This window comes from Bradyrhizobium erythrophlei (genome assembly GCF_042430365.1).
Classification (GTDB): Bacteria; Pseudomonadota; Alphaproteobacteria; order Rhizobiales; family Xanthobacteraceae; genus Bradyrhizobium; species Bradyrhizobium erythrophlei.
This window is the reverse complement of sequence record NZ_JBHMET010000274.1, coordinates 146,723-172,055: the sequence shown is the minus strand read 5'-3', so window position 1 is coordinate 172,055 and position 25,333 is coordinate 146,723. Positions and strand designations below refer to the sequence as shown.

The window sequence follows — 25,333 nt, the reverse complement described above, 5'->3', positions numbered from 1 at the left end:
CTCGTCATTGCGGTCTCAATGCGGCGCGGAGGTCGTAAGTTGGCGACTCGAGATCGGCCCGCTGCGGCCTTGCGTTGGCGGCGATGATCCGCCGCAGCATGGCCATGTCCTTGGCGGCGTTCACCGAGAGCGCACCGACGATTTCGGAGCCGCGCATCGCGATCACAGAGAATTTCGCGCTGGTGGGATCGCCGCGCGCGATGTGGTCGGCATCGCGCATGTCGCCGGCGACTTGGATGTTCAGGTCGTACTGGTCGGTCCAGAACCATGGTGGGTCGTTGTATTCCCTGGTCTCGCCGATCATGTTGGCGGCCACCGCGATCGCCTGGTTCTGCGCATTCGCCCAGGTCTCGACGCGGATCGCGCGGCCGTGACAGCGGCTCCATTGCAGGGCGGCATCGCCGGCACAGAAGATGCCTGAAACGGCAGTGCGGCCGCAGGCATCCACCGCAATGCCTCCCGCGATGGGCAGACCGAGCCGTTCGGCAAGGTCGTCCGACGGAATGACGCCGATGCCGACGAGCACGAGGTCGGCCGCGATCTCGGTGCCGTTGCTGAGCCGAACGGAATTCGACGTAGAGCCGCTCACCGTCGCGCCAAAGACGAATTCGACGCCCTGACTGCGATGCGCGGCCGCAACGAGATCGCTGACCAGTGTCGGGAACGCGCGGGCGAGCAGCCGCGCTTCGCTTTCGATCACCGTGACGCGGCAGCCGTTTTTGGCGGCTGCACAGGCGGCTTCCAGGCCGACGACGCCGCCTCCGACGATGACGATGCGCGAACGTGCCTCGATGTGGCGACGAAACCGGAGCGCATCCTCGACATTGCGCAGATACTGCACCTCTAGCGGCGCGTCTTCGAGTGCCGCAAGCCGCCGCGGCCGCGTGCCGGTCGCGAGCAGCAGGTGGTCGTAGGGGAAGCAACGGCCGTCCGCGGTCGAGACGATGCGACGCTCGGCGTCGCAATCGACTGCGGGGGCGCCGGTCTCGAGCCGGACGCCCAGCGTTTCGTTCCAGTCCCGGGCCTGCTTGATGTAGGCGACCGGCGCATCCGCAGACAGCAACATCCCCTTGGAAAGCTGCGGCCGCTCATAGGGAGGGTGGAGCTCTTCGCCGATCATGGTGATGGAGCCCCTATAGCCGCGGCCTCGCAGCGCCTCCGCGGCGCGGCCGCCGGCCTGGCCGGCTCCCACGATCACGATGTTGTCGACCGGCTGCGCCACGCTCGCTTCGCTCCCTGATGCGATGGCTGATCGCTTATGTTTGTATAGTGCACTAGCATACCAATTCGGCGTTGCATAGAAAATAAAAACAGTCCAACCTGCTTGTAAATGAAACAGCAGCGCGGTTCCGGCCGCGCGTGCGGCGCAAAATGCATCGAGGAAACGTCTTGGTCGAAGCGATCGATACCCATACCCATTTCGTGCCGCGGCACATTCGGGCGGAACCGGCCCGCAACCCGCTCTGGCCGTCCGTCGAGCTCAGGGACGAAGCCGCGGCCGTCATGGTCGGCGGCAAGGTCTTTCGGATGATCGATGCCCGCAGCTGGGATGCGGCACGCCGGCTCGATGACATGGCGCGCGACGACGTCAACGTGCAGGTGGTGTCGCCGATGCCGGAATTGCTGTCGCATTGGTTTCCACCTGATGACGCGGATGCGCTTTGCCGCCATGTCAATACGGGGATCGCGGCGCTATGTGCCGAGCACTCCCGCCATTTCATCGGCATCGGGATGGTTCCGATGCAGGATGTTTCGCTTGCGGTGCGGCGAGTGGAGGAGATCAGATCACTCGGCTTGCGCGGCATCGAGATCGGCACGCATATCAATGGCATGCCTCTCGGCGACGCGCGCTTGCACGACATCTATGCGGCCGTGGAGCAGGCCGGATTGATACTGATGATCCATCCGCTGCACCCGCTCGGGCTTGACCGGATGGGTGGCCGGCCGGAGCTTGCAGCCGTGGCCGCGTTTCCGCTGGAGACCGCCTTCGCCGCGGTGTCGCTGATGACGCATGACGTACTCGAGCGCTTTCCAAAACTGCGGATCATGCTCAGCCATGGCGGCGGCGCGCTGTCCTGGATCCTGCCGCGCCTGCAGCACGCTTGCGCGCTTGGGCCGCCGCTGCAGGGCCTTTTTGCGAGAGAGCCGGCGGAGATCGCCAGATCCTACTATTACGACACGATTCTCTATGATCCGCCGGCGCTGCGGCATCTCGCCGCCAAGGTCGGGATCGATCGGCTGGTGGTCGGATCGGACTATCCGTTCACGATCAAGCAGGACCGGCCTGCGCAATTTGCCGAACAGGCCTTGGCCGTGACGCGCGAAACATTTTCCGCCAATGCAAGGCGGCTGCTTGGGCTTTACGCGGAGCCCTCAACGCCGCGACGCTAGAGGGAGGCCGTGTTGGCAATCTGCTATTCGTATCGCCGGTTCTGTTCGCTCGGGCCGCTGCCGCCGCGCACGCCGGCGCGGCCGGATCCGCAGGTGCCGATGGACTACATGCTCGGCCCGTGCTCGCATGGCAAGATCGGCGCATTCTATTTCTACGCGGACGGTTCGCGGGATGATCCGGCATTCGGCTTCTTTGACATCGAGGTGTCGGTTCAGCGGATAGGAGAGGACCGGCTGCGGCTCGAACTCTACTGCATCGCCGACGGCTATCAGAGTGCGCGCGGGATCGGTGCAAGGCATCCGCTGAAGATCGTGGTGCTGGCCGGGGAAACGGTTTTGGGGACGGCGAACTGGCACTTTCCCGATGTGATCTGCGGGCATGCCGACCCCATGCATTTTGCGGCGGATATGGCCGTCGGCGACGGACGCTTTGCCGAGATCGATCGTGTCGAGTTGCGCGGAACGCGCGGTGAATCGGAACCATGCGGATAGGGCAGAACCGAGCAGCGCGCTTGCAAGTGGATGTTCGCGCAGATAGTAAATTAGAGTACGAACAAGAACAAACCGGGACTTTGCGCCGGACGGTAGCTTGCGAGTCGCCGGCGCCGGCCTGAGGGAGAAGTCATGCGCTTTCGCATTGCGGTCGCGTTGTCGCTCTTCATTGCACTCATGGCGCCGGCGGCAAGCGCGTCGGCGGAATCCTACCCGTCGCGGCGCATCAACCTCATTGTCCCGTTCCCCGCGGGCAGCGCGACTGACGCCGTGACGCGGCGCCTCGCCGAGCGCATCCGCGCCGGGACAGGCGCGACGGTTCTGGTCGACAACAGGCCCGGCGCGGACGGCAATCTTGCCGCGCTCTCCGTTCTGAAGGCCGACGCCGACGGCTACACGGTCTTCGTCACCACCAATTCGACCCAGGCAGCCAATGTCAGCCTGTTCCAATCCATGCCCTACGACCCCAAGGCGGATTTCGTGCCTGTGGCAGGGATCATGACCATTCCGATGATGCTGACCGTGCGGCCGGATTTTCCGGCCAAGGGCGTCGCGGACTTCGTTGCGCTGGCGAAAACGCGGCAGAAGCCGCTGTCCTTCGGAAGCGGCAACACCTCGAGCAGGGGCGCAGCCGAGCTGTTTCGCCACAGGGCCGGGATCGAGATGCAGCACGTCCCCTATCGCGGCATGCCGCAGGCGCTGACCGACGTGCTGGGCGGCGAGATCGATTGCGTCTTCGCCGATCCCGCGAGCGCGCAAGGGCTGATCCAGGATGGCCGGTTGCGCGTGCTCGCGGTGACCAGCAGCGAGCGGCTCGCGAGCATGCCGGACATTCCGACGCTCGCGCAGGCCGGATTGCCGGGCGCCGAACTGACCGCCTGGGTCGGGGTGTTCGTCCGTGCGGGCACGTCCCCCGAGATCGTCGCGAAGCTCAGCCAGGCGGTGCTCGCCTTTGTCAACGACGAGGACACGGCGGCCTATCTGCAGTCCGTCGGCGCCAAGCCGTTTCCGGCCGGTCCCGGCGAGCTGAAGAGCTTCGAGGAAGCCGACACGCGACGCTGGGCCGAAATCGTCGAGTTCGCGAAGATCGAGAGGAAGTGACGCGCGCGGCATTCGCGGTTGCAATCGCCTCCTGAAATTAGTACATCAGCGTACTAAATAGCGGGAGACGACGGATGGGAACGCTGTGCGCCGGGCGAGTCGCGATTGTGACGGGAGGCGGCCGCGGGCTTGGGCGCGAATACGCGCTGATGCTGGCGGAGCAGGGCGCGAAAGTGGTCGTCAACGATCTCGGCAGCACGGCCGCGGGTGAAGGGGTCGATCTCTCGCCCGCGCAGCAGGTCGTCGACGACATCAGGCGCGCCGGAGGCGAAGCGATCGTGAATGGCAACGACGTCAGCGATTGGGCCGGGGCCAAGGCGCTGATCGACGACGCCGTCAATACGTTCGGCCGGCTCGACGTCCTGATCAACAATGCCGGCATCCTGCGCGACCGCATGATGGTCAACATGATCGAGGCGGAGTGGGACGCCGTAATCAAGGTGCATCTGAAGGGCACCTTCGCACCGTCGCACCATGCCGCGCAATATTGGCGCCAGCAGGCCAAGACCCGTGGCGCGCCCGTCAGCGCCCGCCTGATCAACACCTCATCCGCATCCGGCTTGTTCGGCAATGTCGGCCAGAGCAATTATGGAGCCGCCAAGGCCGGCATCGCCGCCTTCACCATCATCACCGCGATGGAGCTTCGGCAGTACGGCATCACGGTGAATGCGATCGCGCCCCGGGCGCAGACCCGGATGACCGAGGGATTGCGGGAGCGCACCGAAGAAGAGATCAAGCGGCGCAATCCGCGCTGGGTTGCGCCGATCGTGGTCTGGCTTGCCAGCGAACAATCGGCGGACGTCACCGGCCGCGTGTTCGAGGCCGGCGACGGCATTCTGAGGGTTGCCGAAGGTTGGCACGCCGGCCCTGGCATCGACCCGGTCGAGGACCCGAACGAACTCGGCCCTCAGGTGATGGAGCTGATGCGGAAAGCGCGCCCCAACGCCGATATCTGGGGACGCGACATCGTCTCATGAGCTTTTCGGGATCTCTCCCGAAAATCCGCGCCTTTCGGCAGGGGACGGTCTCAGGCGGCCACCCGCCGCTTTTTCCGGGTCTTGGAACGCTGCGTCTCCTCCTCCGCCTCGTCCTCTCCGCTGTCGGCGACCGTGCCATCGGACATCGCAAGGAGGTTGTGCTTCATGGCGAGGAGCGCGTCCGAAGCTGCCTCCAGCTGCTTGCGGTCGATCCCGTTGACGATCTTGGCATTGAACTTGTCGGTTTCCTTCCGGAGCTTCTCCAGGAAGCCGCGCGCCTGCTTGGTGACATAGACACGCTTGACCCGCCGGTCGACCGGATCGGCCTGGCGTAACACGAAACCGGAGGACTCCAGCCGATCGATCAGGGCGCCGACGGCGACCTTGCCGACGTCGAGCTCGTTGGCGAGCTGGGTCTGAGGCAGGCCGTCCTTGCGCGAGATGAACGCCAGCACCCACCATTGCGAGCGGGTGATGCCGAGCGGCGCCAGCGCGCGGTCGAACATCATCCTCCGGAGCCGCGACACGTCGTGGATGAGGTAGCCAAGCCTAAGATCCCAATCGGGCTGATCGACCATTGATATTTCCCTTCAGGCGAGTCGGGCCAGAGGTTCACTAATACCATACACCAGCGTATTTTAAAGGGTGGCGCACGAAATCTGCACAGATTCACGCTGTACCATAGTCGGCCGAACGACCGATTTACAAAATAAGTACGCTAGTGTATTAATTAGGTCGAGCCGCTGGTCCGGTCCGGCCGAGGACGCGGCTCGCCACACAGACATCGGCCACAGGGAGGGAAGTCGCCATGTTCGACGCCGCCGTGCTCAAGGGAAAGCGCATCCTGGTGACCGGCGGAGGCACCGGGCTCGGCAAGGAGATGGCGGTCGGGTTCGCCGCTCATGGCGCATACGTCTACATCTGCGGGCGGCGTCAGGAGGTGCTTGATCTGGCCGTGCGGGAAATCCGTACCAGATCGAGCGGGAAGGCGTCCGCGCTGCTCGCCAATGTCCGCGATCCCGACAGCATCGAAGCGATGATGACGAGCATCTGGGAGGACGGTCCGCTCACCGGCCTCGTCAACAACGCCGCGGCCAATTTTCTGGCTCCGACCGAAAGCCTGTCGCCTCGTGGCTACGAGGCGGTGCGCGCGACGGTGATGGACGGCTCGTTCTATGCCTCGCTTGCCTGCGGCAAGCGGTGGATCGCGGCCGGTTTGCCCGGCGTGATCATCTCCAATCTCGTCACCTGGGTGTGGACCGGCTCGGCCTATGTGGTGCCGGCGGCGATGGCGAAGGCGGCCGTGCACGCGATGACCATGTCGCTTGCGGTCGAGTGGGGGCCGAAGGGCATCCGCGTCAATGCCATCGCGCCCGGGCCGTTCCCGACCGAGGGGGCCTGGGACAAGCTCAATCCGCTGGCGGAGACCGGCGTCGGCGCGACGCAGGCGGACGAGGTGCCGCTGCGTCGCTTCGGCAAGATGGACGAGCTGCGCAATCTCCTGATCTTCCTGATGTCGGACGGCTGCAGCTACATCACCGGCGACACGATCAGCATCGACGGCGGTCATCATTTGGCGGCGCCCAGCACCTTCGCGGGGCTCTCAAAACTGTCGCCGGCCGACTGGCAGCGCGCACGCGACGCCATTCAGGCCTCGGTGCAGAAGGAAAAGCAGGCGCGGTCGATCTGAGCCTTGGTAGAAGGCGCGCTTGCAGTCACGAAGGGAGAGACGCCGATGGGACTGGCCATATCGACAAAGAGCTTCGACTTCGCCATGGACGATGGCCTTGCCCATATCGTCCTGAATCAGCCCGAGCGCGGAAATCCGATCGACGGGGAGTTTTGCCGGGAGTTCTGCCTGGCAATCGCGGAACTGAGCGAACGCACGGACGTGCGGGCGGTGCTGCTCTCCGCGCGCGGTCGGCTGTTCAGCGTCGGCGGCGACCTGATGTCGCTGGTGAATCAGGAAGACGCGCTGCCGCGAACGATCAAGACGTGGACAGCCGACCTTCATGCCGCGATCGCCAGAATGGTCCGGATGCGCCCGCCGGTCGTTGCCGCCGTCCACGGCAATGTCGCGGGTGGAAGCGTGTCGCTGATGGCGGCGGCCGACCTCGTGGTCATGGCGGAATCGGCGCGGATCTCGGCGGCGTTTTCCAGGATCGGCTTCAGCCCGGACAGCGGGTCGACCACCACGGTCACGCGCCGGATCGGCGTTGCGCGCGCCAGGCGCTTCTTCCTGCTCGGCGAGACGCTCGACGCGAAGACGGCGCTGTCGCTCGGACTGGTCGACTTCGTGGTCGCCGACGACGCGGTGCAGGGCGAGGCGGAGCGCATGGCGCGCGAACTCGCCGCGGGGCCGACCGAGGCCTACGGCGCAATCAAGCGCCTGTTTTCGGAGACGCTGGAGCGATCGCTGGAAAGCCAGCTCGAGGAGGAGGCGCGGACGCTGGCCGCGATCTCGCGGACCAACGACGCGCGCGAGGGCGTCAAGGCCTTCGTCGAGAAGCGCAAGCCGGTCTTCGCCGGCAAGTGACCGTGCCGCCGCGCCGGCGGCTGGACGCGACAATCTTGCCCATTTGCAGAATATCGTAATATGAAATAAGGTACACTAGTGCACTATAATCCGGGCATCGAAACCGGAAGGGAGCCATCAGAGGAGGGACACATGACCATAGCCGCCGCCAAGCGCGATGCGTCTCACGCCGGGTTTCGCCAGGCCGGATATTGGCTGGACAAGACCGTCGATCAGCTTCTGTCCGAAGCGGCCGCGAAAGCGCCCGACAAGGTCGCGATCGTCGCCGACCGGGCGGATCGAGACCAGGCACGTCGATTGAGCTACGCCGAATTGGAAGGGCTCGCCGATCGCGCCGCGAGCTCGCTGCTGCGGCTCGGGGTCGGGCGCGGCGATGTCGTCACCGTGCAACTGCCGAACTGGTGGGAATTCGTGGTCACCGCGTTTGCCTGCAGCAAGATCGGCGCGGTGATGAATCCCGTGATGCCGATCCTGCGGGAACGCGAGCTGCTCTACATCCTGAACTTCTGTGAGGCGAAGGTCTTCATCGTGCCAAAGGCCTATCGCGGTTTCGAGTACGCGGCGATGGCGCAGGGCATGCGAAGCGAGCTGCCACACTTGAAACAGGTGATCGTCGTCGACGGCGAGGGCGAGACGAGTTTTGAGCGGATGCTGCTGTCGTCCGAAGCCGGCGAGCTTCCTGCCGGCTTGCGCCCGGATGATATGGCGGTGCTGATGTTCACGTCGGGCACCACAGGCGAGCCCAAGGGCGTCATGCATACGTCGAACTCGCTGATTGCCTGCTGCAAGGCGCTGTCGGGACGGTTCGGGCTGGATTCCAGCGACGTGCTGCTGGTGGCCTCTCCGGTGGGGCACATGACGGGCTATGCCGCAATCGTGCTGCTCTCGGTCTATCTCGGCGGCACCATGATCCTGCAGGATGTCTGGGAGGCCAAGCGCGGCGTCGGCCTGATGGCGCGCGAGGGCGTCACCTACACGGCGGCGTCCACGCCGTTCCTCAGCGACATCTGTGAGGCCGTAAAAGCGGGCGCGCCGCAGCCTCGGAGCCTCCGGTCCTTCCTGTGCGGCGGCGCCCCGATCCCATCCGTCCTGATCGAGCGGGCAGCCGACGAACTCGGCCTCAAGGTCTGCTCGCTCTGGGGCATGACCGAGGTTTTGTCCGGCACGCTCACCGAGCCCGTGCGCGCGGCGGAGAAGTCGGCGAGCACGGACGGCCGTTCGCTCGAGGGCATGGAAGTCAGGATCGTCGATACTGACGGACGGCCGGCGCCGACGGGAGAGCCCGGACGATTGCTGGTTCGTGGCGCCCAGATGTTTAAAGGCTATTACAAACGGCCCGAGCTCTCGACCTTCGACAGCGATGGCTGGTTCGATTCCGGCGATCTCGCCTATATGGACAAGGACGGCTACATCCGCATTTCCGGCCGCGTGAAGGACATCCTGATCAGGGGCGGGGAGAACGTGCCGGTCGTCGAGATCGAGAATCTGCTCTACAAGCATCCCGCGGTCGCCGCCGTGGCCGTGGTCGGCTTTCCGGATGCCCGGCTCGGCGAGCGCGGCTGTGCGTTCATCGTGCCGCGCGCGGGAAGCGCGATCGATCTCGCGGCAGTGCAGGCCTATCTCGGCGAGGCCAGGATGGCGAAGCAGTTTTGGCCGGAACGGGTGGAGCTTGTGGCCGAGCTTCCGCGCACGGCCAGCGGAAAAATCCAGAAGTTCAAGTTGCGGGAGATCGCCGCCGCGTTTGCCGACGCAAAGTAGTCACTGATCGGAATAGATCGGGTCCCGTCGCTCGCGAAACGCGGCGACGGCTTCCGCGTGATCATGCGTCTCCAGCAGGATGACCTGTTGCCGGTCCTCCATCATCAGCGCCGCATCGAGGCTCGGCGCGTCGATCAGCACGTTCAGCGCCTGCTTCGTCAGCCGCAATCCCATGGGCGAGACGCGCAGCATCTCCGCGGCAAACTCCAGTCCCTTCGCGAGCAGTTGGTCCGCAGGCACGATGTCGCTGACGAGGCCGATCGCCTTCGCCCGCTCGGCCTTGAGGAAGCGCCCGGTGAGCAGACACTCGGAGGCCACGGACAATCCGACGAGGCGGGGCAGAAGGTAACCTGAGCCCATATCGCAGCCGCCGACGCCGATCCGGATATAGGCGGCATTCATCCGGGCATCAGGGGCCGCAAAGCGCACGTCGCAGGCGAGCAGGAAGGAAAAGCCCGCGCCGCAGGCCGCGCCGTGGACCAGCCCGATGATCGGTTGCGGACATGACCGCATCAGGCGGATGACGCCGGAGTAGTTCTGCTGCATCCTGAGCTGGCGCTGCGGCCGGCCCTTGCCGGGGGCGGCAAAGGCGTCCGATCCAAGCTCGGCGCCCGCGGAAAACTCGGGCCCATTGCCGCGCAGGATCACGACGCGCGCCGCCGGCCGGTCATGGAGTCCGGAGAAATAGGCCGTCAGTTCCGCGATCATCTCGGGCGAGACGGCGTTCAACTGCTCCGGCCGGTTCAAGGTCACGATCTCGATCGTGCCACTTGTCTCTATCGTGATGGTGTTCGGCTGCGTCACGGTGCGCTCCCATCGTTGATTGTCGTTGATCGTAAATAGTAATATAGTGTACGATCATTGGGCGCAATGCTCGTCGTGGCCCATAGCCGCAAGACGGCAGGCCGCAACAGCCAGAAGACCTTCAGGGAGCCAGGGAGATGCCGTACCAATCCGTGTTCAGGCCGGAGCTGTTCAAGGGGCAGACCGTCATCGTGACCGGCGGCGGCAGCGGCATCGGGCGCTGCACCGCGCACGAGCTCGCTGCGCTCGGCGCCAACGTGGTGATCCTCGGCAGGACGGTGGAGAAACTCGCCGACGTGCAGCACGAGATCGAAGAGGATGGCGGGCAGGCCATGAGCCATGCCTGCGACATCCGCGACGAGACCATGGTGGCCGCTGCGATCGACGCGGTGCTGCTGAAATATGGACGCATCGATGGCCTGGTCAACAATGCCGGCGGCCAGTTCCGCGCCCCGTTGAAGGCGATCTCGACCAAGGGGTTCGAGGCGGTCGTGCGCAACAATCTGACCGGCGGCTTCATCTTCATGCGCGAGGTCTATAACCGCTGGATGGAGGCGAACGGTGGGGCGATCGTGAACATCATCGCCGACATCTGGCACGGCTGGCCGGAGTTCGGCCATTCGGCGGCCGCGCGCGGCGGCATGCTGACCCTGACCGAGACGGCAGCCTGCGAATGGTCATCGTCGGGCGTACGCGTGAATGCCGTCGCGCCCGGCGGCATCGTCTCGAGCGGCTTCGATACCTACACGCCGGACATGCAGAAGAAGCTGCACGAGTTCACCGAACGTGTGCCGCTGCAGCGCTTTGGCACGGAGGCGGAAATATCGGCCGCCATCACCTATCTGCTGTCGCCGGCGGCCGCCTATATCACCGGCTCGTGTCTGCGCGTCGATGGCGGAACGCCGAATGCCCGCACCACCTGGAAGCTCGAGCCGCACAGCAAGAGCGTGCCGTTCGAGGGCTTCCATCGCGCGAAACTGCCCGAGGTGATGAGGCGCAAGGCGAGCGCGTAAGCCCGGCGGCCGCTCAATCCACCGCGATCATCAGCTTGCCGTGGTTCTCGCCGCGGTAAAGCCGGGCAATGGCGCCGGGCGCGTGGTCCAGGCCCGGCAGGATCTCCTCGTCGTGGACAATCCTGCCGGCAATCGCGAACTCAGCCAGCCGTGCTGCCGCGGTTTCGAATTCGGCGACGTGGTCGAAGATGATGAAGCCTGACCATCGCAGGCGCCGCGTCAGGATTTCCCGTTCCGGGCGCGGGCCGGTGGGGACAGGTGTCCACGACGCATTCGCGGCCGTGCCGCACTGGATCACGCGGCCGCGCAGCCGCATGGTTCGAATGGCGGCATCGGCGATCGGGCCGCCGGTGTTGTCGAAGAAGATATCGTTTCCTTCAGGACACGCGGCGCGGATCGCTGCGCCGAGGTCGGCCGCCTCGCGGTAATTGATCATGCCCTGATAGCCGTAGCGGGATTTGGCCAGCGCGACCTTGTCGGCGGAGCTGGTCAGCCCTACGGCACGACAACCTGCGATCTGCGCGAGCTGGCCGACAAAGCTTCCGACGCTGCCCGCCGCGGTCGAGACAAGGACATGTTCGCCGGGCTTGGGATCGCCCAGGCCATGAAGGGCGAGGTACGCGGTGATACCGTTCATGCCGAGCACGCTGAGATTGGCGCTCAGCGGCAGGCTCGAAGCGGTAACGCGGCGCAGCACCGATTCCGGCGTTGTGACGCAATAACGCTGCCAGCCGAACCATCCGTAGACATACTCGCCGCTGCGAAATCCTGCTGCATTGCTTTCGAGGATCTCGCCGACCGCGAGTGCGCGCATCGGCGCATTGAGCGGTACCGGTGCGCTGTAGTTCCCCTCGTCATTGGCCCATCCGCGTTGCGCCGGATCGACGGAGAGATAGCGATTTGCAATCAGGATCTCGCCCCTGCCGTGCGCGGCGACCGGTTCCGTCACCAGCGCGAAATGCTCGGGCTGCGGTACCCCACGCGGCCGCGCCACGAGCCGCACCTGCCGGTTCTCACGAAGGGCCATGAGCGCTCCTCATAATTAGTACGCTTGTGTACGATATGACTATACGGTAGAAAACAGGCGGGAGACAAGGACGTTCCGGCGGCTTCGGCCGCCGCTTCAAACCCTGCAAAGCAAGAGGCAAACACATGGCGGGGCTCTACTTCGAGCAATTTTCGGTCGGGCAGACCTTTGCCCATGAGATCCGGCGCACCGTGACCGACATGGACAACATCCTGTTCTCGTCGCTGACCTACAATCCGGCGGCGGTCCATATCGATCACGAATATGCCAAGGGCACGGAGTTCGGAAAGCCCTTGATGAATTCGATCTTCACGCTCGGCCTGATCATCGGTCTGTCGGTCCAGGACACGACACTTGGAACGACCGTCGGCAATCTGGGCATGGAGGACACGCGGTTCCCGCGTCCGGTGTTCGCCGGCGACACGCTGCGTGCCGAGACCAAGGTCGTCGCCGTGCGCGAGAGCAAATCGAGACCGACACAGGGCATCGTGACCTTCGAACATCGCGGCTTCAATCAGCGCGACGAAGAGGTGGTCTATTGCCGCAGGAACGGGTTGATGATGCGGAGGCCGGCATGAAGCTTCGTTCGCTCCTTTTTGTTCCTGCCGACAGCGAGCGCAAGTTCGCCAAGGCCGACGGCATCGGCGCTGACGCGCTGATCCTCGATCTCGAGGACTCCGTGGCGCCTGGCCGAAAAGCGTTTGCCCGCGGCGCCGTGAAGGACCTGCTGGGCGGCGGTCCGAGGGACTGGTCGTTCCTGGTGCGGATCAATCCGTTCGGCACCGGGCTGACGCTGGAAGACCTGGCGGCGGTGGTGCGTCCGGGTCTTGACGGCATCCTGATCCCCAAGGTCAACGGCATCGAGGACGTTGATCTCATCTCGCACTATGTCGATGTGCTGGAAGTTGCCACCGGCGTCGCGCCCGGTCACGTCAAGCTGCTGGTCGTGGCGACCGAGACGCCGTCCGCGATGATCGGCTTCAACGGCTATATCAGCAGGAACCAGCGCCTCGTAGGGATGACCTGGGGCGCGGAAGACCTGAGCGCTGCACTGGGAGCGCTCACCAACAAGGAGGCCGACGGAAGCTGGACGTTTCCGTACCAGGTGGCGCGGGCGCAGTGCCTGTTTGCCGCCGGCGCGGCCGACGTGGCTGCGCTCGAGACGCTCTATGCGGACTTCAGGGATCAGGACGGTCTTGCCGAAAGTTGCAGGATCGCACGCCGGGACGGCTTCGTCGGCCGGATCGCGATCCACCCCGATCAGGTAGCAACCATCAACACCTGCTTCACACCGTCGGATGCCGATCTTGCGCATGCGCGGCGCGTCGTTGCGGCGTTCGCGGCTGCGCCCGATGTCGGCACCGTCGGGATCGACGGCAAGATGTACGACATTCCGCATCTGGTCGCGGCACGGCGAACCTTGGCATCGGTCGGGGAGGGTCATGCGAATGGATAGATCATTCTCCAATCAGCTCGACGTCCCCGAGGATCATGCCGCGATCCGCGAGGGCGTGCGCGCCGTCGTGACGCGGTTCGACGACGAATACTGGCTGGCGCGCGACGAGGACGGCGAGTTTCCGCGCGAATTCCATCGCGCCATGGCGGATGCCGGCTGGCTCGGCATCACCATGCCGGAGGAATATGGCGGCTCAGGCCTCGGCGTCACCGAAGCCGCGATCATGATGCACGAGGTGGCAAGCCATGGCGGCGGCATGACCTCGGCGTCGGCGGTTCATATCAACCTGTTCGGGCCGCACTCGATCGTGGTGAAGGGCACGGACGACCAGAAGCGGCGCTGGGTGCCGCGGCTGGTCTCGGGCGAGGACCAATGCTGCTTCGGCTTCACCGAGCCGGATGCCGGGCTGAACACCACGCGCATCAAGACCTTTGCCGAGAAGGTGCCGGGCGGCTATCTCGTCCAGGGCCAGAAGGTCTGGACCTCGACCGCGCAGATCGCCAACAAGATCATGCTGCTGACGCGGACCACGAAGTTCGAGGATTGCAAGCGGCCGACCGACGGCATCACCATCTTCTACACCGACCTTGATCGCTCGAAGATCGAGGTGCGCCGCATCCCGAAGATGGGACGCAAGGCGGTGGATTCCAACGCCATCTTCATCGATGGCCTGTTCATTCCGGAAGCCGACCGGATCGGCGAGGAGGGGAAGGGCTTTTCCTACATCCTGCACAGCCTCAATCCCGAACGCATCCTGATCGCGGTCGAAGCCATTGGCATCGGGCAGGATGCGCTGCGCCGGGCGACGCGCTACGCCCGGGAGCGCGTGGTGTTCGACCGTCCGATCGGCCAGAACCAGGCGATCCAGCATCCGCTTGCCGAGAAGTGGATGTATCTGGAAGCGGCCTGGCTGATGGCGATGCGCGCCGCCTGGCTCTACGACAGCGGCAAGCCCTGCGGCGCCGAAGCCAACAGCGCCAAATTGCTCGGCGCGCGCGCCGGCCACGATGCCGCCTGGCAGGCCATCATGACCCATGGCGGCTTTGGCTATGCCAAGGAATATCACGTCGAGCGGTTGTTCCGCGAAGTCTCGATCACCCGGCTTGCGCCGATCACCGAACAGCTGATCCTGAGCTTCATCGCCGAAAAGGTGCTCGATCTGCCGAAGAGCTACTGAGCGACGGCTGCTGTCAAAGGTTGCGCGAGATCAACTCGCGCATGATCTCCGACGTGCCGCCATAGATGCGCAGCACCCGCGCATCGGCAAACAGTCGGCAGATCTCGTATTCGCGCATAAAACCGTAGCCGCCAAAGAATTGCAGGCATTGGTCGACCAGACGGCCATGCATCTCCGTGATCCAGAGCTTTGCCGTTGAGGCGGCATAGGTCGTCAGCTCGCCGCGGACGTGCTGGGCCAGGCACTGGTCGGCATAGGCCCATCCGACCATGAGGTCGGATTTCAGGTCGGCCAGCTTGAAGCGCGTGTTCTGGAACGTTCCGATTGCTTGACCGAAGGCCTTGCGCTCCAGGACGTAGGCCTTGGTGATGTCGAACGCCTTTTGCGCGGAGGCAATCGAGTGGAGCGCGATCGTCAACCGCTCCTGCGGCAGCTCGCTCATCAGCGCCGCCATCGCGCCGCCTTCCGCGCCCAAGAGGTTCGTCACGGGCACGCGGACCTCGTCGAAGAACAGCTCCGACGTGTCGGAGGAGAGGTGGCCGAGCTTGTCGAGGTTGCGGCCATGCCGGAAGCCTGGGCGGTCGGTTTCGACCAGGATCAGGCTCATTCCGCGCGAGCCGCCGTCCGGATTGGTCCTGACGACCACGATGACGAGATTGCACATCTGGCCGTTCGAGATGAAGGTCTTCTGGCCGGAGATGACGTACTCATCTCCCTCGCGGAGGGCGCGGGTGCGGATGCCCTGCAGATCGCTGCCGGTCCCGGGCTCCGTCATGGCAATCGCGCAAACGGTTTCGCCCGCGACCATGCGCGGCAACCATTTTGTCTTCTGCTCCTCGGTGCCGTAGCTCAGGAGATAGCCGCAGCAGACGTCGTTGTGGACCGAGAAGTCGGTCGCGGGACCAGCGAAGCCCGAATAAGCGAGCTCCTCGATGACAACGGCGTTGTGGCGAAAGTCGCCGCCGATGCCGCCATACTGCTCCGGCACCTGCGGGCAGAGCAGGCCGGCCTCGCCGGCCGCCGGCCACAGCGCACGGTCGATGATCCCGGCCTTCTCCCAGTCCTGGAAGTGCGGCGCGATTTTTGATGCAGCGAAGCGGCGGACGCTGTCGCGCAGCAGGACGTGCTCTTCGTCGAAGACCGGGCGATTTTGCAGCATGGCCGAACCGTGACGTTGGAGAAACTAGAAAGCGACCTTGTCGCCACCCTTGAGCTGGAGAATGTCGCGCGCCTCGTCGGGGCTCGCGATCTCGAGCCCGAGGCCTTCGATGATCTTGCGAACCTGCGTCACCTGCGCCGCATTGGTCTCGGCGAGGCGGCCGGCACCGATCCACAGGCTGTCTTCGAGCCCCACGCGCACATGGCCGCCCATCGACGCCGCCATCGCGGCGACCTGCATCTGGGCACGGCCGGCGCCGAGCACCGACCAGCGGTAGTTGCTGCCGAACAGCCGGTCCGCCGTGCGCTTCATGTGCATGACGTCGTCGGGATGCGAGCCGATGCCGCCGAGCAGACCGAAGCAGGTCTGGATGAACAGCGGCGCCTTTACCAATCCCTCGGTCCAGAAATAGTGCAGGTTATAGAGATGGCTGGTGTCGTAGCATTCGAACTCGTAGCGCGCGCCCGAGCCGTTCAGCGTCTCCAGTGCGTATCTGATATCCTTGAACGAGTTGCGGAAGACGAGATCGTGGGAGCCTTCCAGCATCTGCGGCTCCCAGTCATGCTTGAACGACGTGTAGCGCTTGAGCATCGGGAACAGGCCGAAATTCATCGATCCCATGTTCAGGCTTGCGACCTCCGGCTTCCAGGTCGCCGCCGGGCGGACGCGCTCCTCCACCGTCATGTAGGGCGAGCCGCCGGTCGTCAGATTCACGACGACGTTGGAGCCCTGCTTGATCACCCGCAGGAAGGGCTCGAAGGCTTCCGGCGACTGATCCGGTCGTCCATCGACCGGATTCCTCGCATGCAGATGCACGATCGCGGCACCCGCGGCGGCAGCGCCGAGCGCGGACTCCGCGATCTCGGCCGCGGTCACCGGCAGATGCGGTGACATCGAGGGCGTGTGGATCGATCCCGTGACCGCGCAGGAGATGATCACCTTGTGCGACGCCGCCATGGCCTGGTCTCTTCAGCTTGTGAGCCGCGACGGCGCAGCCGTCATCGCGCGAACTTGTGGAAGTCCGGGTCGCGCTTCTCGTTGAACGCCGCGACACCTTCCTTCGATTCCGCCGTGTCGTAGAACAGCTTCACCGCGTGCAGGGCGAAGTTGCTGATGCCGCGGATGTTGTCGGAGTCGGCGTTGAAGGATCGTTTGGCGAGCGCAAGCGCAGTCGGCGAACGCTGCGCGAGCTTGTCGGTCCAGTCATTCACTGCGGCATCGAGCTCGGCGGCGGGAACGACCTTGTTGACGAGGCCCATCTCGTGGGCCTGCTCGGCGGAATAGCGCTCGTTGAGGAACCAGATCTCGCGCGCTTTCTTGTCGCCGACATGGCGCGCCAGGAAGGCCGTGCCCCAGCCGGCGTCGACCGAGCCGACCTTCGGACCGACTTGCCCGAATTGCGCGGTGTCGGCCGCGATCGTCAGATCGCACAGCGTGGCGAGCACATTGCCGCCGCCGATGGCAAAGCCGTTGACCCGGGCGATCACCGGTTTGGGCACGTCGCGGATCAGGCCCTGCAATTCGTCGATCGGCAGGCCGACCACGCCGCGGCCATCATACTGGCCCTCATGCGCGGACTGGTCGCCGCCAGTGCAGAACGCCTTTTCGCCGGCGCCGGTCAGCACGATGCTGGCAACCTGCCGGTCATTGGCGGCGAGCTGGAAGGCCTGGATCAGTTCGTCCAGCGTGCGCGCCCGGAACGCATTGTAGACCTTCGGCCGGTTGATGATGATCCACGCGGCGCGGTCGCGGACTTCATAGAGCACATCGGTGAATTGCTTGGGATCGGTCATGGCGTTTCCTCGCGCGCGTTAGATCATGTTCATTCCGCCGGAGACGGAAATGGTTTGGCCGGTGATGAAATTGCCGTCGTCGGAGGCGAGCATCGCGACGATCCCGCCGTAGTCGTCCGGCTCGCCCATTCGCTTGAGCGGAATGCCCCTGACCATGGCGTCTTTCCACTTCACCGCGTGCTCGCCTTCGCCAAGCACCGCCGCCATCATCGGCGTGTTGGTCGGGCCGGGGCAGACCGCGTTGAGCAGCACGTTCTTGCGCGCCAGTTCGCGCGCCAGCGATTTGGTGAAGGAGATCAGGCCGCCCTTGCAGGCGGAATAGACGGCCTCGTCGCTGGTGCCGACCCGCGCGGCGTCGGAAGCGATATTGACGATGCGGCCGCCGCCGCGCTCGGCCATCAGAGGCGCGATCGCCTTGTGGGTGTTGAGCGGCCCATAGAGGTTGATGCGGATGATCTTGTCCCAAAGCTCCTTGTCGGTCTTCAGGAACGGCATCGGCCGGTCCCAGCCGGCATTGTTGACCAGAAGCCAGATCGGGCCGAGTTCGGCTTCGACCTTGGCGACGGCCGCCTCGACGGAGGCGGCGTCCCCGACGTCGACTGCGTAGGTCTTGATCACGGCCTGCGGCGCGAGCTTTGCGGTCTCTTCACCACCTTGCGGGTTGATGTCGAAGATCGCGATCTTGCAGCCTTCTTCGGCCAGCCGCAGCGTCAATCCTCGTCCAATGCCCTGTCCGCCGCCTGTTACCACGGCAACTTTTCCCGATAGGCCCTTCAACGCTGATCTCCCTTGTCGTTTGGTCGTTCTGTAGCTTGGCGGCGCCCCTCGATGTCTCGAAGGGCAGGGGAGGCCTAGGAGGCCGACCCATTCTTCTGAATGTCGAACCCGTGCTGCGAATACATCTGCCGGGCGATGATCGTCTTCATGATCTCGATCGAGCCGCCGGCGATCTTGACGATCCGGGCATCCGCATAGGCTCGCGCGATCGGATATTCCCACATGTAACCCCAGCCGCCGAACAATTGCAGGCACTCGTCGACCGTTTCGCAGTGAAGCTCTGACGTGAACATCTTGGCCATCGCTGCGTCGACGGGATCGAGCTTGCCATCCATGAAGAGCGAGATGCATTTGTCGGTGAAGACGCGCGCAACGGCCGCCTTGGTCTTCAGCTCCGCCAGCTTGAACTGGGTGTTCTGGAAGTCGGCTAGCTTCTGGCCGAACGCGCTGCGCTCGGAGGTATATTGCAGCGTCCAGTCGATGACCGTCTCGGTGACCGTCGCCGAGCGGATGGCCTGCGCCAGTCGTTCCTGCGAGAGCTTGGTCATCATCTGGGCAAAGCCTTTGCCCTCCTTGCCGAGCAGATTGCCGGCGGGAATCCGGACATTGTCGAAGAACAGCTCCGAGGTGTCCTGCGCCTTCATGCCGAGCTTTTCCAGGTTCCGGCCGCGCTTGAAGCCGGACCGGTTGCTCTCGACAATGAACAGGGTGACGCCTCTGGCGCCAGCATGGCTGTCGGTCTTGGTCGCGAGCACGACGAAGTCACAGAGCTGGCCGTTGGAAATGAACACCTTCTGGCCGTTGATGACAAAATCGTCGCCGTCGCGGGTTGCGCGCGTCCGGATCGCCTTCAGATCACTTCCGGCGTGCGGCTCGGTCATGCCGAGCGAGCCGATCGCTTCGCCCGAGACCATCCTGGGCAGCCATTTGCGCTTCTGCGCCTCGGTGCCGAAGGACAGGATATAGGTCGCGACCAGGTCGGTATGGATCAGAAAGCCCGGTCCGCTGGCGCCGGAGCGCCAGAGCTCTTCGAACACGACGACATCAAAGAGATAATCAAGCCCCATGCCGCCATATTCCTCTGGAACGGTGCAGCACAGCAGGCCGGCGGCGCCGGCCTTCAGCCACAGGTCCCGCGGAACGATGCCGTCCTCTTCCCATTTGGCATGGAAGGGCACGATCTCACGGTCGACGAAGCGGCGGACCGTTTCCCGGAAAATTTCATGTTCCTCGCGGAAGATCGTGCGCTCGATCATTGTCAAACGGCGTCCTGTCTGATTTAGTTAGCTAGTGTACAGTATTTGGATTTGGTGTACAACCCGAAACGGCGTCTAGGCAAGCGTAATCGTACACCAATGAACGGTAACGGTAATGGGAACGGGAGAGGGAACGATGCCGGTCGGACCGGAACTGAAGCAGTTTCGCTGCGAATTGTCGCCGAATGGCGTCCTGCATCTCGTTTTCGACATGCCGGGCCGTTCGATGAACGTGTTCTCGAACGCGGCGATCGAAGAGCTTGGCCTGTTCGCGGACTGGCTCAAGCAAAGCGACGCGGCCGGTGTCGTGATCCGCTCCGGCAAGCCGTCGGCGTTCTGCGCGGGCGCGGACCTGGCTGAACTCGAGACGGCCTACGACATGATCATGGCGGCGCCATCCGCGGAGCGTGACCGTCTCGCCTTCGATCATTTCTTTCGGCTGAGCCATGGCTTGCGGAGGCTCGAGACCGCCGGCAAGCCGGTTGCGGTCGCGATCTCCGGCCTCGCTTTGGGAGGCGGCTGCGAATTCGCGCTCGCCGCGCATCACAGAATCATTGCGGATCATCCGCAAGCCACGTTCGGTCTGCCGGAGTCACTCGTCGGATTGCTGCCGGGCGGTGGCGGAACACAGCGGCTACCGCGCCTGATCGGGATCGAGGCGGCGCTGCCGGTGTTGCTCGACGGCGCGCGGATCGGCGGGCAGGCCGCCATTGCGGCCGGACTCGCACATGAGCTGGTGGTGCCGGGCGAAGAGGTTGCTGCCGCCGAGCGCTGGGTGCTGTCGCGACCGCAGGCGATCCAGTCCTGGGATCGGCCGGACTGGCGTGCCGAAGACGCGCCGCGCGCACCTGCCATGATCGGCGAGAGCCGGGCAAAGGTCCTGGCCGAGACGCTTGGACACTATCCGGCGCCACTCGCCATTCTCGACTGTGTCGAACAGGGGTTTCCGCAAGCCTTCGATACCGCGATCCGAACCGAGATGCAGATCTTTGCAAGGCTGATCCAGCGGCGTGAGCCGCGCAACATGATCAGGACACTGTTTCTCGGCCGGCTCGATCATGATCGGCTGAAGAAGAATGGACTGAGTCCGAAGGTCACGCAGGCGGTCGCCGCCGTCTTGAACGTGTTGGATGCGCAGTCGGAGCGCGGCCAGGAACTCTCCGATGCGTTTGCACGCGCCGGGTTCCGCGTCGAGCCGCGGTGGAAGGTGGGCTTCGATGGCCGGATTGCCGGGGCGACCTATTGGCTCGATGATGAGCCTAAATCCTGGGGCAAGGAGCTGCTGCGGGCCCGGCTGACCGAGGCTGGAGCGGTGGCCGCGCGCTGGCGCGCGGAGCTCGATGAGGCCGAACGGCGAGCCGCCGACTATCTCCTGGTCACCCAAGGCGGCTTCCCCGGCTATCTCGGCGGGCTGATTGCCGCAGGGCTCGGCTAGTCTGCGCAGCAGAAGGACACAGATCATGTCACGACCGCTCGATGGTATCAGGGTTCTTGATCTCTCGAAGGTGCTCGCAGGTCCGCTGTGCGCGCAATATCTCGGCGATCTCGGCGCCGAGGTCATCAAGGTTGAGGCGCTGGGGCAGGGCGATGAGACGCGGGGATGGCCGCCGTTTCCCGCGCCCGGCCTCGGCACGGTGTTTCTCAGCGCCAATCGCAACAAGCGAAGCATTGCGATCAACATGAAGTCCGACAAGGGACGGCAGCTTGTGCATGAGCTTGCGAAATCGTCCGACGTCGCCATCGAGAGCTTCGGCACGGGCGTTGCCGAGCGGCTGGGAATCGATGCGGCGAGCCTTCGCGCGCTCAACGACCGGCTGGTCCATTGCAGCATCTCCGGCTTCGGCCGCTCCGGGCCGCTGAGGAATTCGCCCGGCTACGACGTGATCCTGCAAGCCTTCAGCGGCATCATGTCGATGACCGGCGACGAGGGCGGCGGCTATATCCGCAGCCCGATCTCCCCGATCGATCAGATGACCGGCGTGCATGCCTTCAGCGGCATCCTGGCCTGCCTGTTCGCGCGCGAGAAATCCGGCAAGGGCGCGGCGATCCAGGTGTCGCTGTTCGACACTGCGCTTGGCCTCTTGGGCTACAATCTGCAGACCTTCTGGGAACGCGGAACGCAGCCCGTCAAATGCGGCTCCAGCCATGAATCGCTCTGCCCCTACCAGGCGTTCGAGGCCGCTGACGGGCCGATCATGATCGGGGTGGCCAACGACAATCTCTGGCGCAAGTTCTGCGCGGTCACAGGTCTAAGCGCGATCGTGGACGATCCAAAATTCTGCACCAATGCGGACCGGGTCAGGTATCGCGCCGAAACGCTGCGCCATGTACGGAGCGTGATTGCGAGCAACACGGTCGCGCATTGGAACGCCGCGCTCAACGAGGTCGGCATCCCCTGTTCGCCGATCAACACGCTGGCGCAGTTGCTGGAGCATCCGCATACGAACGCCAACAAGCTCATCATGCAGTACGACCACGCGGCGGCCGGCCGGCTCAATGCGGTCGGCTACCCCGTGACCTTCGTCGATCAGGAGCGAAGCCCGGGCCTGCCGCCGCCGATGCTGGGGCAGCATACCGACGAGGTCTTGAGGGAGATCGGTCTCTCCGCGGCGACCATCGAGGGGCTGCGCCGCGACGATGTGGTGAATTGAACGAGGGGCCGATCGATCGCGCGGGCGAGGCGGATCGCGCCTCGCCCAGTTGATGCGACCTGACTATTCTTCCAGCAGTTTCCACGAGGTCTTCTCGAAGATCGCCATGCGCAGCGACCGGTAGGGCGCATAATTGTCCTTCGAGTTGGTCAGCTCGATTCCCGGCAGCAGCATGCCGACCCGCTCCTTGTTGAAGCTCGTTGCCTGGGCCAGCAGGTTCTCGCGCGTCAGATTGTCGCCGCAGCGCTGAATGCCCTTGGCGATCGCCTGCGCATTGATGTAGCCGGACAGCGCGATGAAATCGTTCGGGCTGTCGTTCGGCGCCCATTTCTTCATGAAGGCGACGTAAGCCTTCACCTCGGCGTCCTCGGCCCAGGCCGGATCGCTGGCCTGCTTGGTGAACTGGGTGGTGTAGGCGCCCTGCACGTTGTCGAGCCCGGCCGGTGTCAACACGCCCTGGATGGAGTTGACCGGACTGGCCAGGAACTGAGCCGGCTTCCAGTTCAGTTCGTTCGCCTTCTTGATCGCCTGCGCGGCGAACTTCGGCGTCGCAAAATAGATCAGCGTGTCGGCGCCGGATGCCTTGAGCTTGAGGACTTCGGAATCGACGGTCGGGTAGCTGAGCTCGTAGGGTGCTTCCGCCACGATCTTCGCCGCGCCGTCGGCGCCGAGGCCGGTCTTGAGGCCGGTGAGGTAATCCTTGCCGTAGTCGTCGTTCTGATAGAGCACCGCGATCTTGGCGTTCGGCATGTTCTTGAGGATGAACTTGCCGAACGTGGCGCCCTCCATCTCGAACGGCGGATAGAACGGGACGGTCCAGGGAAAATTCTGCGGGTCGTTGAAGCGGCGGCCGCCGGCCGAGATGAAGACCTGCGGAACCTTGTTCTGGTTGAGATATTTTTGAACGGCGACGTTGGGGACGGTGCCGACCGTTCCGACCTCGGCGAGCACGCCGTCATCGTCGACCAGCTTGCGGGTCTGTTCGATGGCTTTTGGTGGGCTGAATGCATTGTCGAGCGAGATCAGGTTCACCTTCCTGCCGTTGATGCCACCGCTCTCGTTCAGCATCTGGAAATAGCCGGTCATGACGCGGCCATAGCTGGAGAAGGCCGACGCCGGCCCACTATAGGGAACGGTCTGGCCGATCTTGATTTCGGTATCGGTGACGCCCGGTCCGTATTGCTTTTCGCCCGCGGCGGCACCGCCGGCACATGCACCCAACAACAGGGCCGAGACAGCGACCAGTGTCGAGATCTTCATAGTTCCCCTCCCGATGTCGATTCTTTCCGTTCTTTCCGTGCGTCGTCACCTTTCGGGCGCTTCGGCCGATGGTGAGCAATCAGTACACAGATGTACGATATACTATAAAACTGTGATTTGGGAGTGCGAATTTCGCCGCAGCGGTGTTGCGGCGCAATGAATGATGGTTGCTGATGCGACGGGCCGAGCGGAAACGGCTTGAACAGGGATCAGTCTGTGCTAGAAGTCGTAATAAAGCGTACTAATTGACGTCAGGCCGCCGGCGCGCCTCGCGCGGGGTCCTCCGATCGTCAAGCCAGCGGGAGGGAACATGGGTGCCTCAAGCGCGACGGCTCTGGCCGCGTTGAAGATCGGGGGACGCGTCGCCTTTGAGCGGCTGGTGCGGCCGAAGGCGCGGCGGCGTGACGATGTGCCGTGCTCGCCCGGCGCGATCACCGCGGAGTGGCTGACCGCGGTGCTCTGCGACAAGGTGCCGGGCGCCGTGGTCACCGGGGTCGAGGTGAAGCCCTTCAGCGCCGGAACGCATGAACGGCATCGCCTGGTCGTCACCTACAACGAGCAGGGCAGGCGGGCCGGCTTGCCGGGCTCGATGTTTACCAAGTCGCTGCCGAGCGTCGTCACCAGGATGATCGGCGGGTTCAACGGCACCGCGCGCGCCGAAGGGCGCTTCTACATGCAGCTCCGGCCGCAGCTCGAAATCGAGGCGCCGGTGGGCTATCACGCCGCGTTCGATCCGCGAAGTTTTGCCTCGATCCTGCTGCTCGAGGATCTCGTGGCGGCGAAGTCGGCGACGTTCTGCAACCACAAGACATATGTCACGCGCAGCATGGCCGAAGACATGATCGATCTTCTCGCCGCGCTGCACGCCCGCTTCCACGGCGATACGGCGTTTGCGGCTCAATACCGCTGGGTCGCGTCCTACCCGCGCTGGTTCAGCATCGGCGCGCAGAAGATGGACCTCGAGCACTATACGAGGAAGGCGTTCGACGCTGCATCGCACGTCATTCCGCAGAGCGTGCTGGCGCGGCGCGGCGACGTGTGGCCGGCTGCGATGCGCGCGCTCGCCGTGCACGACAACGAGCCGCAGGGGCTGCTCCATTCCGACGTGCATATCGGCAACTGGTATCGGACCGGCGCGGGCAAAATGGGCCTGTGCGACTGGCAATGCTTGGCGCGCGGTCATTGGTCGCGGGATGTCGCCTATGCCGTGGCGGCGGCGCTGACGCCGAAGGATCGCCGGGCGTGGGAGAGGGATTTGCTGACCCGATATCTGGAGCGCTTTGCGGCGTTGACCGGACACCGGCCGGATTTTGACGAGAGCTTTGACAACTACCGGCAGCAGATCGTGCACGCGCTCCTGATGTGGACGATCACGCTCTGTCACTCGCCGCTGCTGCCGAATATGCAGCCGGAAGACACTACCCTGACGATGATTGAGAGAATTTCTACTGCGATGGCCGATCTGGATACGCTCAATAGCTGACCTTGTGTAAAATGGGAAAGCCGCGCGAAAGGCTTGTGAGTGGCGCAAAGCGGGCATTCGAACTCCACTAGTCGGTGCTGGTTACTAGGCGACCTCGCCAGGAGTGCCTCTGGCGCATGTCAAATCTCTCTTGATTGACGTGGATCTTCTTGGCTGTAGTTAGCTCAAATTGGCCGATGATTGATTGGGCGGGCTGATCTTAGATCGCGTTGCGCGACGTTA

Annotated in this window: 24 protein-coding genes; 14 read left to right on the top strand and 10 right to left on the bottom strand. The window is 64.3% G+C overall.

Features of this window, described 5'->3' with window-relative positions; all coding sequences use genetic code 11:
• Nucleotides 1-4 precede the first annotated feature (4 nt).
• A complete protein-coding gene (locus ACFFWD_RS42755) occupies nt 5-1,222 on the bottom strand; it encodes an NAD(P)/FAD-dependent oxidoreductase (protein WP_376975441.1) in 1,218 nt (405 codons plus the stop codon).
• 167 nt (nt 1,223-1,389) lie between these two features.
• On the opposite strand from ACFFWD_RS42755, the gene ACFFWD_RS42750 reads away from it, so the two are divergent.
• The 4 genes from ACFFWD_RS42750 to ACFFWD_RS42735 all read left to right on the top strand — a co-directional run bounded on the left by ACFFWD_RS42750 (nt 1,390) and on the right by ACFFWD_RS42735 (nt 4,961).
• Nucleotides 1,390-2,391, top strand: coding sequence for an amidohydrolase family protein (locus ACFFWD_RS42750; protein WP_376975440.1), 1,002 nt, complete (start codon nt 1,390-1,392; stop codon nt 2,389-2,391).
• Between the two features lie 99 nt (nt 2,392-2,490).
• Nucleotides 2,491-2,883, top strand: coding sequence for a hypothetical protein (locus tag ACFFWD_RS42745; protein WP_376975439.1), 393 nt, complete (start codon nt 2,491-2,493; stop codon nt 2,881-2,883).
• 132 nt (nt 2,884-3,015) lie between these two features.
• Entirely contained in the window at nt 3,016-3,984 is a 969-nt protein-coding gene (locus tag ACFFWD_RS42740) for a Bug family tripartite tricarboxylate transporter substrate binding protein (protein ID WP_376975438.1), read from the top strand.
• A 74-nt stretch (nt 3,985-4,058) separates the two neighbouring features.
• The gene (locus tag ACFFWD_RS42735; RefSeq protein WP_376975437.1) at nt 4,059-4,961 is read left to right on the top strand and encodes an SDR family oxidoreductase; all 903 of its coding nucleotides are present in this window, start codon (nt 4,059-4,061) and stop codon (nt 4,959-4,961) included.
• Between the two features lie 50 nt (nt 4,962-5,011).
• Here ACFFWD_RS42735 and ACFFWD_RS42730 read toward each other — a convergent pair whose 3' ends face one another.
• Nucleotides 5,012-5,539 carry a MarR family winged helix-turn-helix transcriptional regulator gene (locus tag ACFFWD_RS42730; protein WP_376975436.1) on the bottom strand — a complete coding sequence of 176 codons (528 nt, stop codon included), beginning with the start codon at nt 5,537-5,539 and terminating at the stop codon, nt 5,012-5,014.
• Between the two features lie 230 nt (nt 5,540-5,769).
• Here ACFFWD_RS42730 and ACFFWD_RS42725 point away from each other — a divergent pair, with 230 nt between their 5' ends.
• The 3 genes from ACFFWD_RS42725 (at nt 5,770) to ACFFWD_RS42715 (ending at nt 9,255) form a co-directional block, all read left to right on the top strand.
• A complete protein-coding gene (locus ACFFWD_RS42725) occupies nt 5,770-6,651 on the top strand; it encodes an SDR family oxidoreductase (protein WP_376975435.1) in 882 nt (293 codons plus the stop codon).
• 45 nt (nt 6,652-6,696) lie between these two features.
• Entirely contained in the window at nt 6,697-7,497 is an 801-nt protein-coding gene (locus ACFFWD_RS42720) for an enoyl-CoA hydratase/isomerase family protein (RefSeq protein WP_376975434.1), read from the top strand.
• Nucleotides 7,498-7,629: 132 nt separating this feature from the next.
• Nucleotides 7,630-9,255 (top strand): AMP-binding protein, encoded by a 1,626-nt coding sequence (locus ACFFWD_RS42715; protein ID WP_376975433.1) that lies wholly within the window; start codon nt 7,630-7,632, stop codon nt 9,253-9,255.
• Here the strand turns inward: ACFFWD_RS42715 and ACFFWD_RS42710 are convergent, their stop codons facing one another.
• Nucleotides 9,256-10,059: an enoyl-CoA hydratase/isomerase family protein gene (locus ACFFWD_RS42710; RefSeq protein ID WP_376975432.1), complete on the bottom strand. Its 804-nt coding sequence runs from the start codon at nt 10,057-10,059 to the stop codon at nt 9,256-9,258.
• A gap of 137 nt (nt 10,060-10,196) precedes the next feature.
• Here ACFFWD_RS42710 and ACFFWD_RS42705 point away from each other — a divergent pair, with 137 nt between their 5' ends.
• Nucleotides 10,197-11,072 (top strand): SDR family oxidoreductase, encoded by an 876-nt coding sequence (locus ACFFWD_RS42705; RefSeq protein ID WP_376975431.1) that lies wholly within the window; start codon nt 10,197-10,199, stop codon nt 11,070-11,072.
• Between the two features lie 13 nt (nt 11,073-11,085).
• On the opposite strand, the gene ACFFWD_RS42700 is transcribed toward ACFFWD_RS42705, so the two are convergent.
• Nucleotides 11,086-12,099, bottom strand: a complete 1,014-nt coding sequence (locus tag ACFFWD_RS42700; RefSeq protein ID WP_376975429.1) for an NADP-dependent oxidoreductase — start codon at nt 12,097-12,099, stop codon at nt 11,086-11,088.
• A 125-nt stretch (nt 12,100-12,224) separates the two neighbouring features.
• Between ACFFWD_RS42700 and ACFFWD_RS42695 the strand changes: the two genes are divergently transcribed.
• Genes ACFFWD_RS42695 through ACFFWD_RS42685 form a run of 3 tightly spaced genes read left to right on the top strand, consistent with a single transcriptional unit; the run spans nt 12,225 to nt 14,732 of the window.
• A complete protein-coding gene (locus ACFFWD_RS42695) occupies nt 12,225-12,677 on the top strand; it encodes a MaoC family dehydratase (protein ID WP_376975428.1) in 453 nt (150 codons plus the stop codon).
• Nucleotides 12,674-13,555, top strand: a complete 882-nt coding sequence (locus ACFFWD_RS42690; RefSeq protein WP_376975427.1) for an HpcH/HpaI aldolase/citrate lyase family protein — start codon at nt 12,674-12,676, stop codon at nt 13,553-13,555. Before ACFFWD_RS42695 ends, ACFFWD_RS42690 begins: the two co-directional genes overlap by 4 nt.
• The gene (locus tag ACFFWD_RS42685) at nt 13,548-14,732 is read left to right on the top strand and encodes an acyl-CoA dehydrogenase family protein (protein WP_376975425.1); all 1,185 of its coding nucleotides are present in this window, start codon (nt 13,548-13,550) and stop codon (nt 14,730-14,732) included. Before ACFFWD_RS42690 ends, ACFFWD_RS42685 begins: the two co-directional genes overlap by 8 nt.
• 13 nt (nt 14,733-14,745) lie before the next feature.
• Here the strand turns inward: ACFFWD_RS42685 and ACFFWD_RS42680 are convergent, their stop codons facing one another.
• From ACFFWD_RS42680 to ACFFWD_RS42660, 5 genes are all read right to left on the bottom strand, one after another.
• A complete protein-coding gene (locus ACFFWD_RS42680; protein WP_376975424.1) occupies nt 14,746-15,891 on the bottom strand; it encodes an acyl-CoA dehydrogenase family protein in 1,146 nt (381 codons plus the stop codon).
• Nucleotides 15,892-15,915: 24 nt separating this feature from the next.
• Nucleotides 15,916-16,848, bottom strand: a complete 933-nt coding sequence (gene kce / locus ACFFWD_RS42675) for a 3,5-dioxohexanoate:acetyl-CoA acetone transferase (RefSeq protein ID WP_376975423.1) — start codon at nt 16,846-16,848, stop codon at nt 15,916-15,918.
• Between the two features lie 41 nt (nt 16,849-16,889).
• Nucleotides 16,890-17,684, bottom strand: a complete 795-nt coding sequence (locus ACFFWD_RS42670) for an enoyl-CoA hydratase-related protein (RefSeq protein ID WP_376975422.1) — start codon at nt 17,682-17,684, stop codon at nt 16,890-16,892.
• Between the two features lie 18 nt (nt 17,685-17,702).
• Nucleotides 17,703-18,461 carry an SDR family oxidoreductase gene (locus ACFFWD_RS42665; protein WP_376975421.1) on the bottom strand — a complete coding sequence of 253 codons (759 nt, stop codon included), beginning with the start codon at nt 18,459-18,461 and terminating at the stop codon, nt 17,703-17,705.
• Between the two features lie 74 nt (nt 18,462-18,535).
• Nucleotides 18,536-19,717, bottom strand: a complete 1,182-nt coding sequence (locus ACFFWD_RS42660) for an acyl-CoA dehydrogenase family protein (RefSeq protein WP_376975420.1) — start codon at nt 19,715-19,717, stop codon at nt 18,536-18,538.
• Between the two features lie 136 nt (nt 19,718-19,853).
• On the opposite strand from ACFFWD_RS42660, the gene ACFFWD_RS42655 reads away from it, so the two are divergent.
• Nucleotides 19,854-21,152, top strand: coding sequence for an enoyl-CoA hydratase-related protein (locus tag ACFFWD_RS42655; protein WP_376975419.1), 1,299 nt, complete (start codon nt 19,854-19,856; stop codon nt 21,150-21,152).
• A 25-nt stretch (nt 21,153-21,177) separates the two neighbouring features.
• Entirely contained in the window at nt 21,178-22,368 is a 1,191-nt protein-coding gene (locus tag ACFFWD_RS42650) for a CaiB/BaiF CoA transferase family protein (RefSeq protein WP_376975418.1), read from the top strand.
• 63 nt (nt 22,369-22,431) lie between these two features.
• Here the strand turns inward: ACFFWD_RS42650 and ACFFWD_RS42645 are convergent, their stop codons facing one another.
• A complete protein-coding gene (locus ACFFWD_RS42645) occupies nt 22,432-23,628 on the bottom strand; it encodes an ABC transporter substrate-binding protein (RefSeq protein ID WP_376975417.1) in 1,197 nt (398 codons plus the stop codon).
• A gap of 310 nt (nt 23,629-23,938) precedes the next feature.
• On the opposite strand from ACFFWD_RS42645, the gene ACFFWD_RS42640 reads away from it, so the two are divergent.
• Nucleotides 23,939-25,111 (top strand): aminoglycoside phosphotransferase family protein, encoded by a 1,173-nt coding sequence (locus ACFFWD_RS42640; RefSeq protein ID WP_376975416.1) that lies wholly within the window; start codon nt 23,939-23,941, stop codon nt 25,109-25,111.
• Nucleotides 25,112-25,333: the final 222 nt, after the last annotated feature.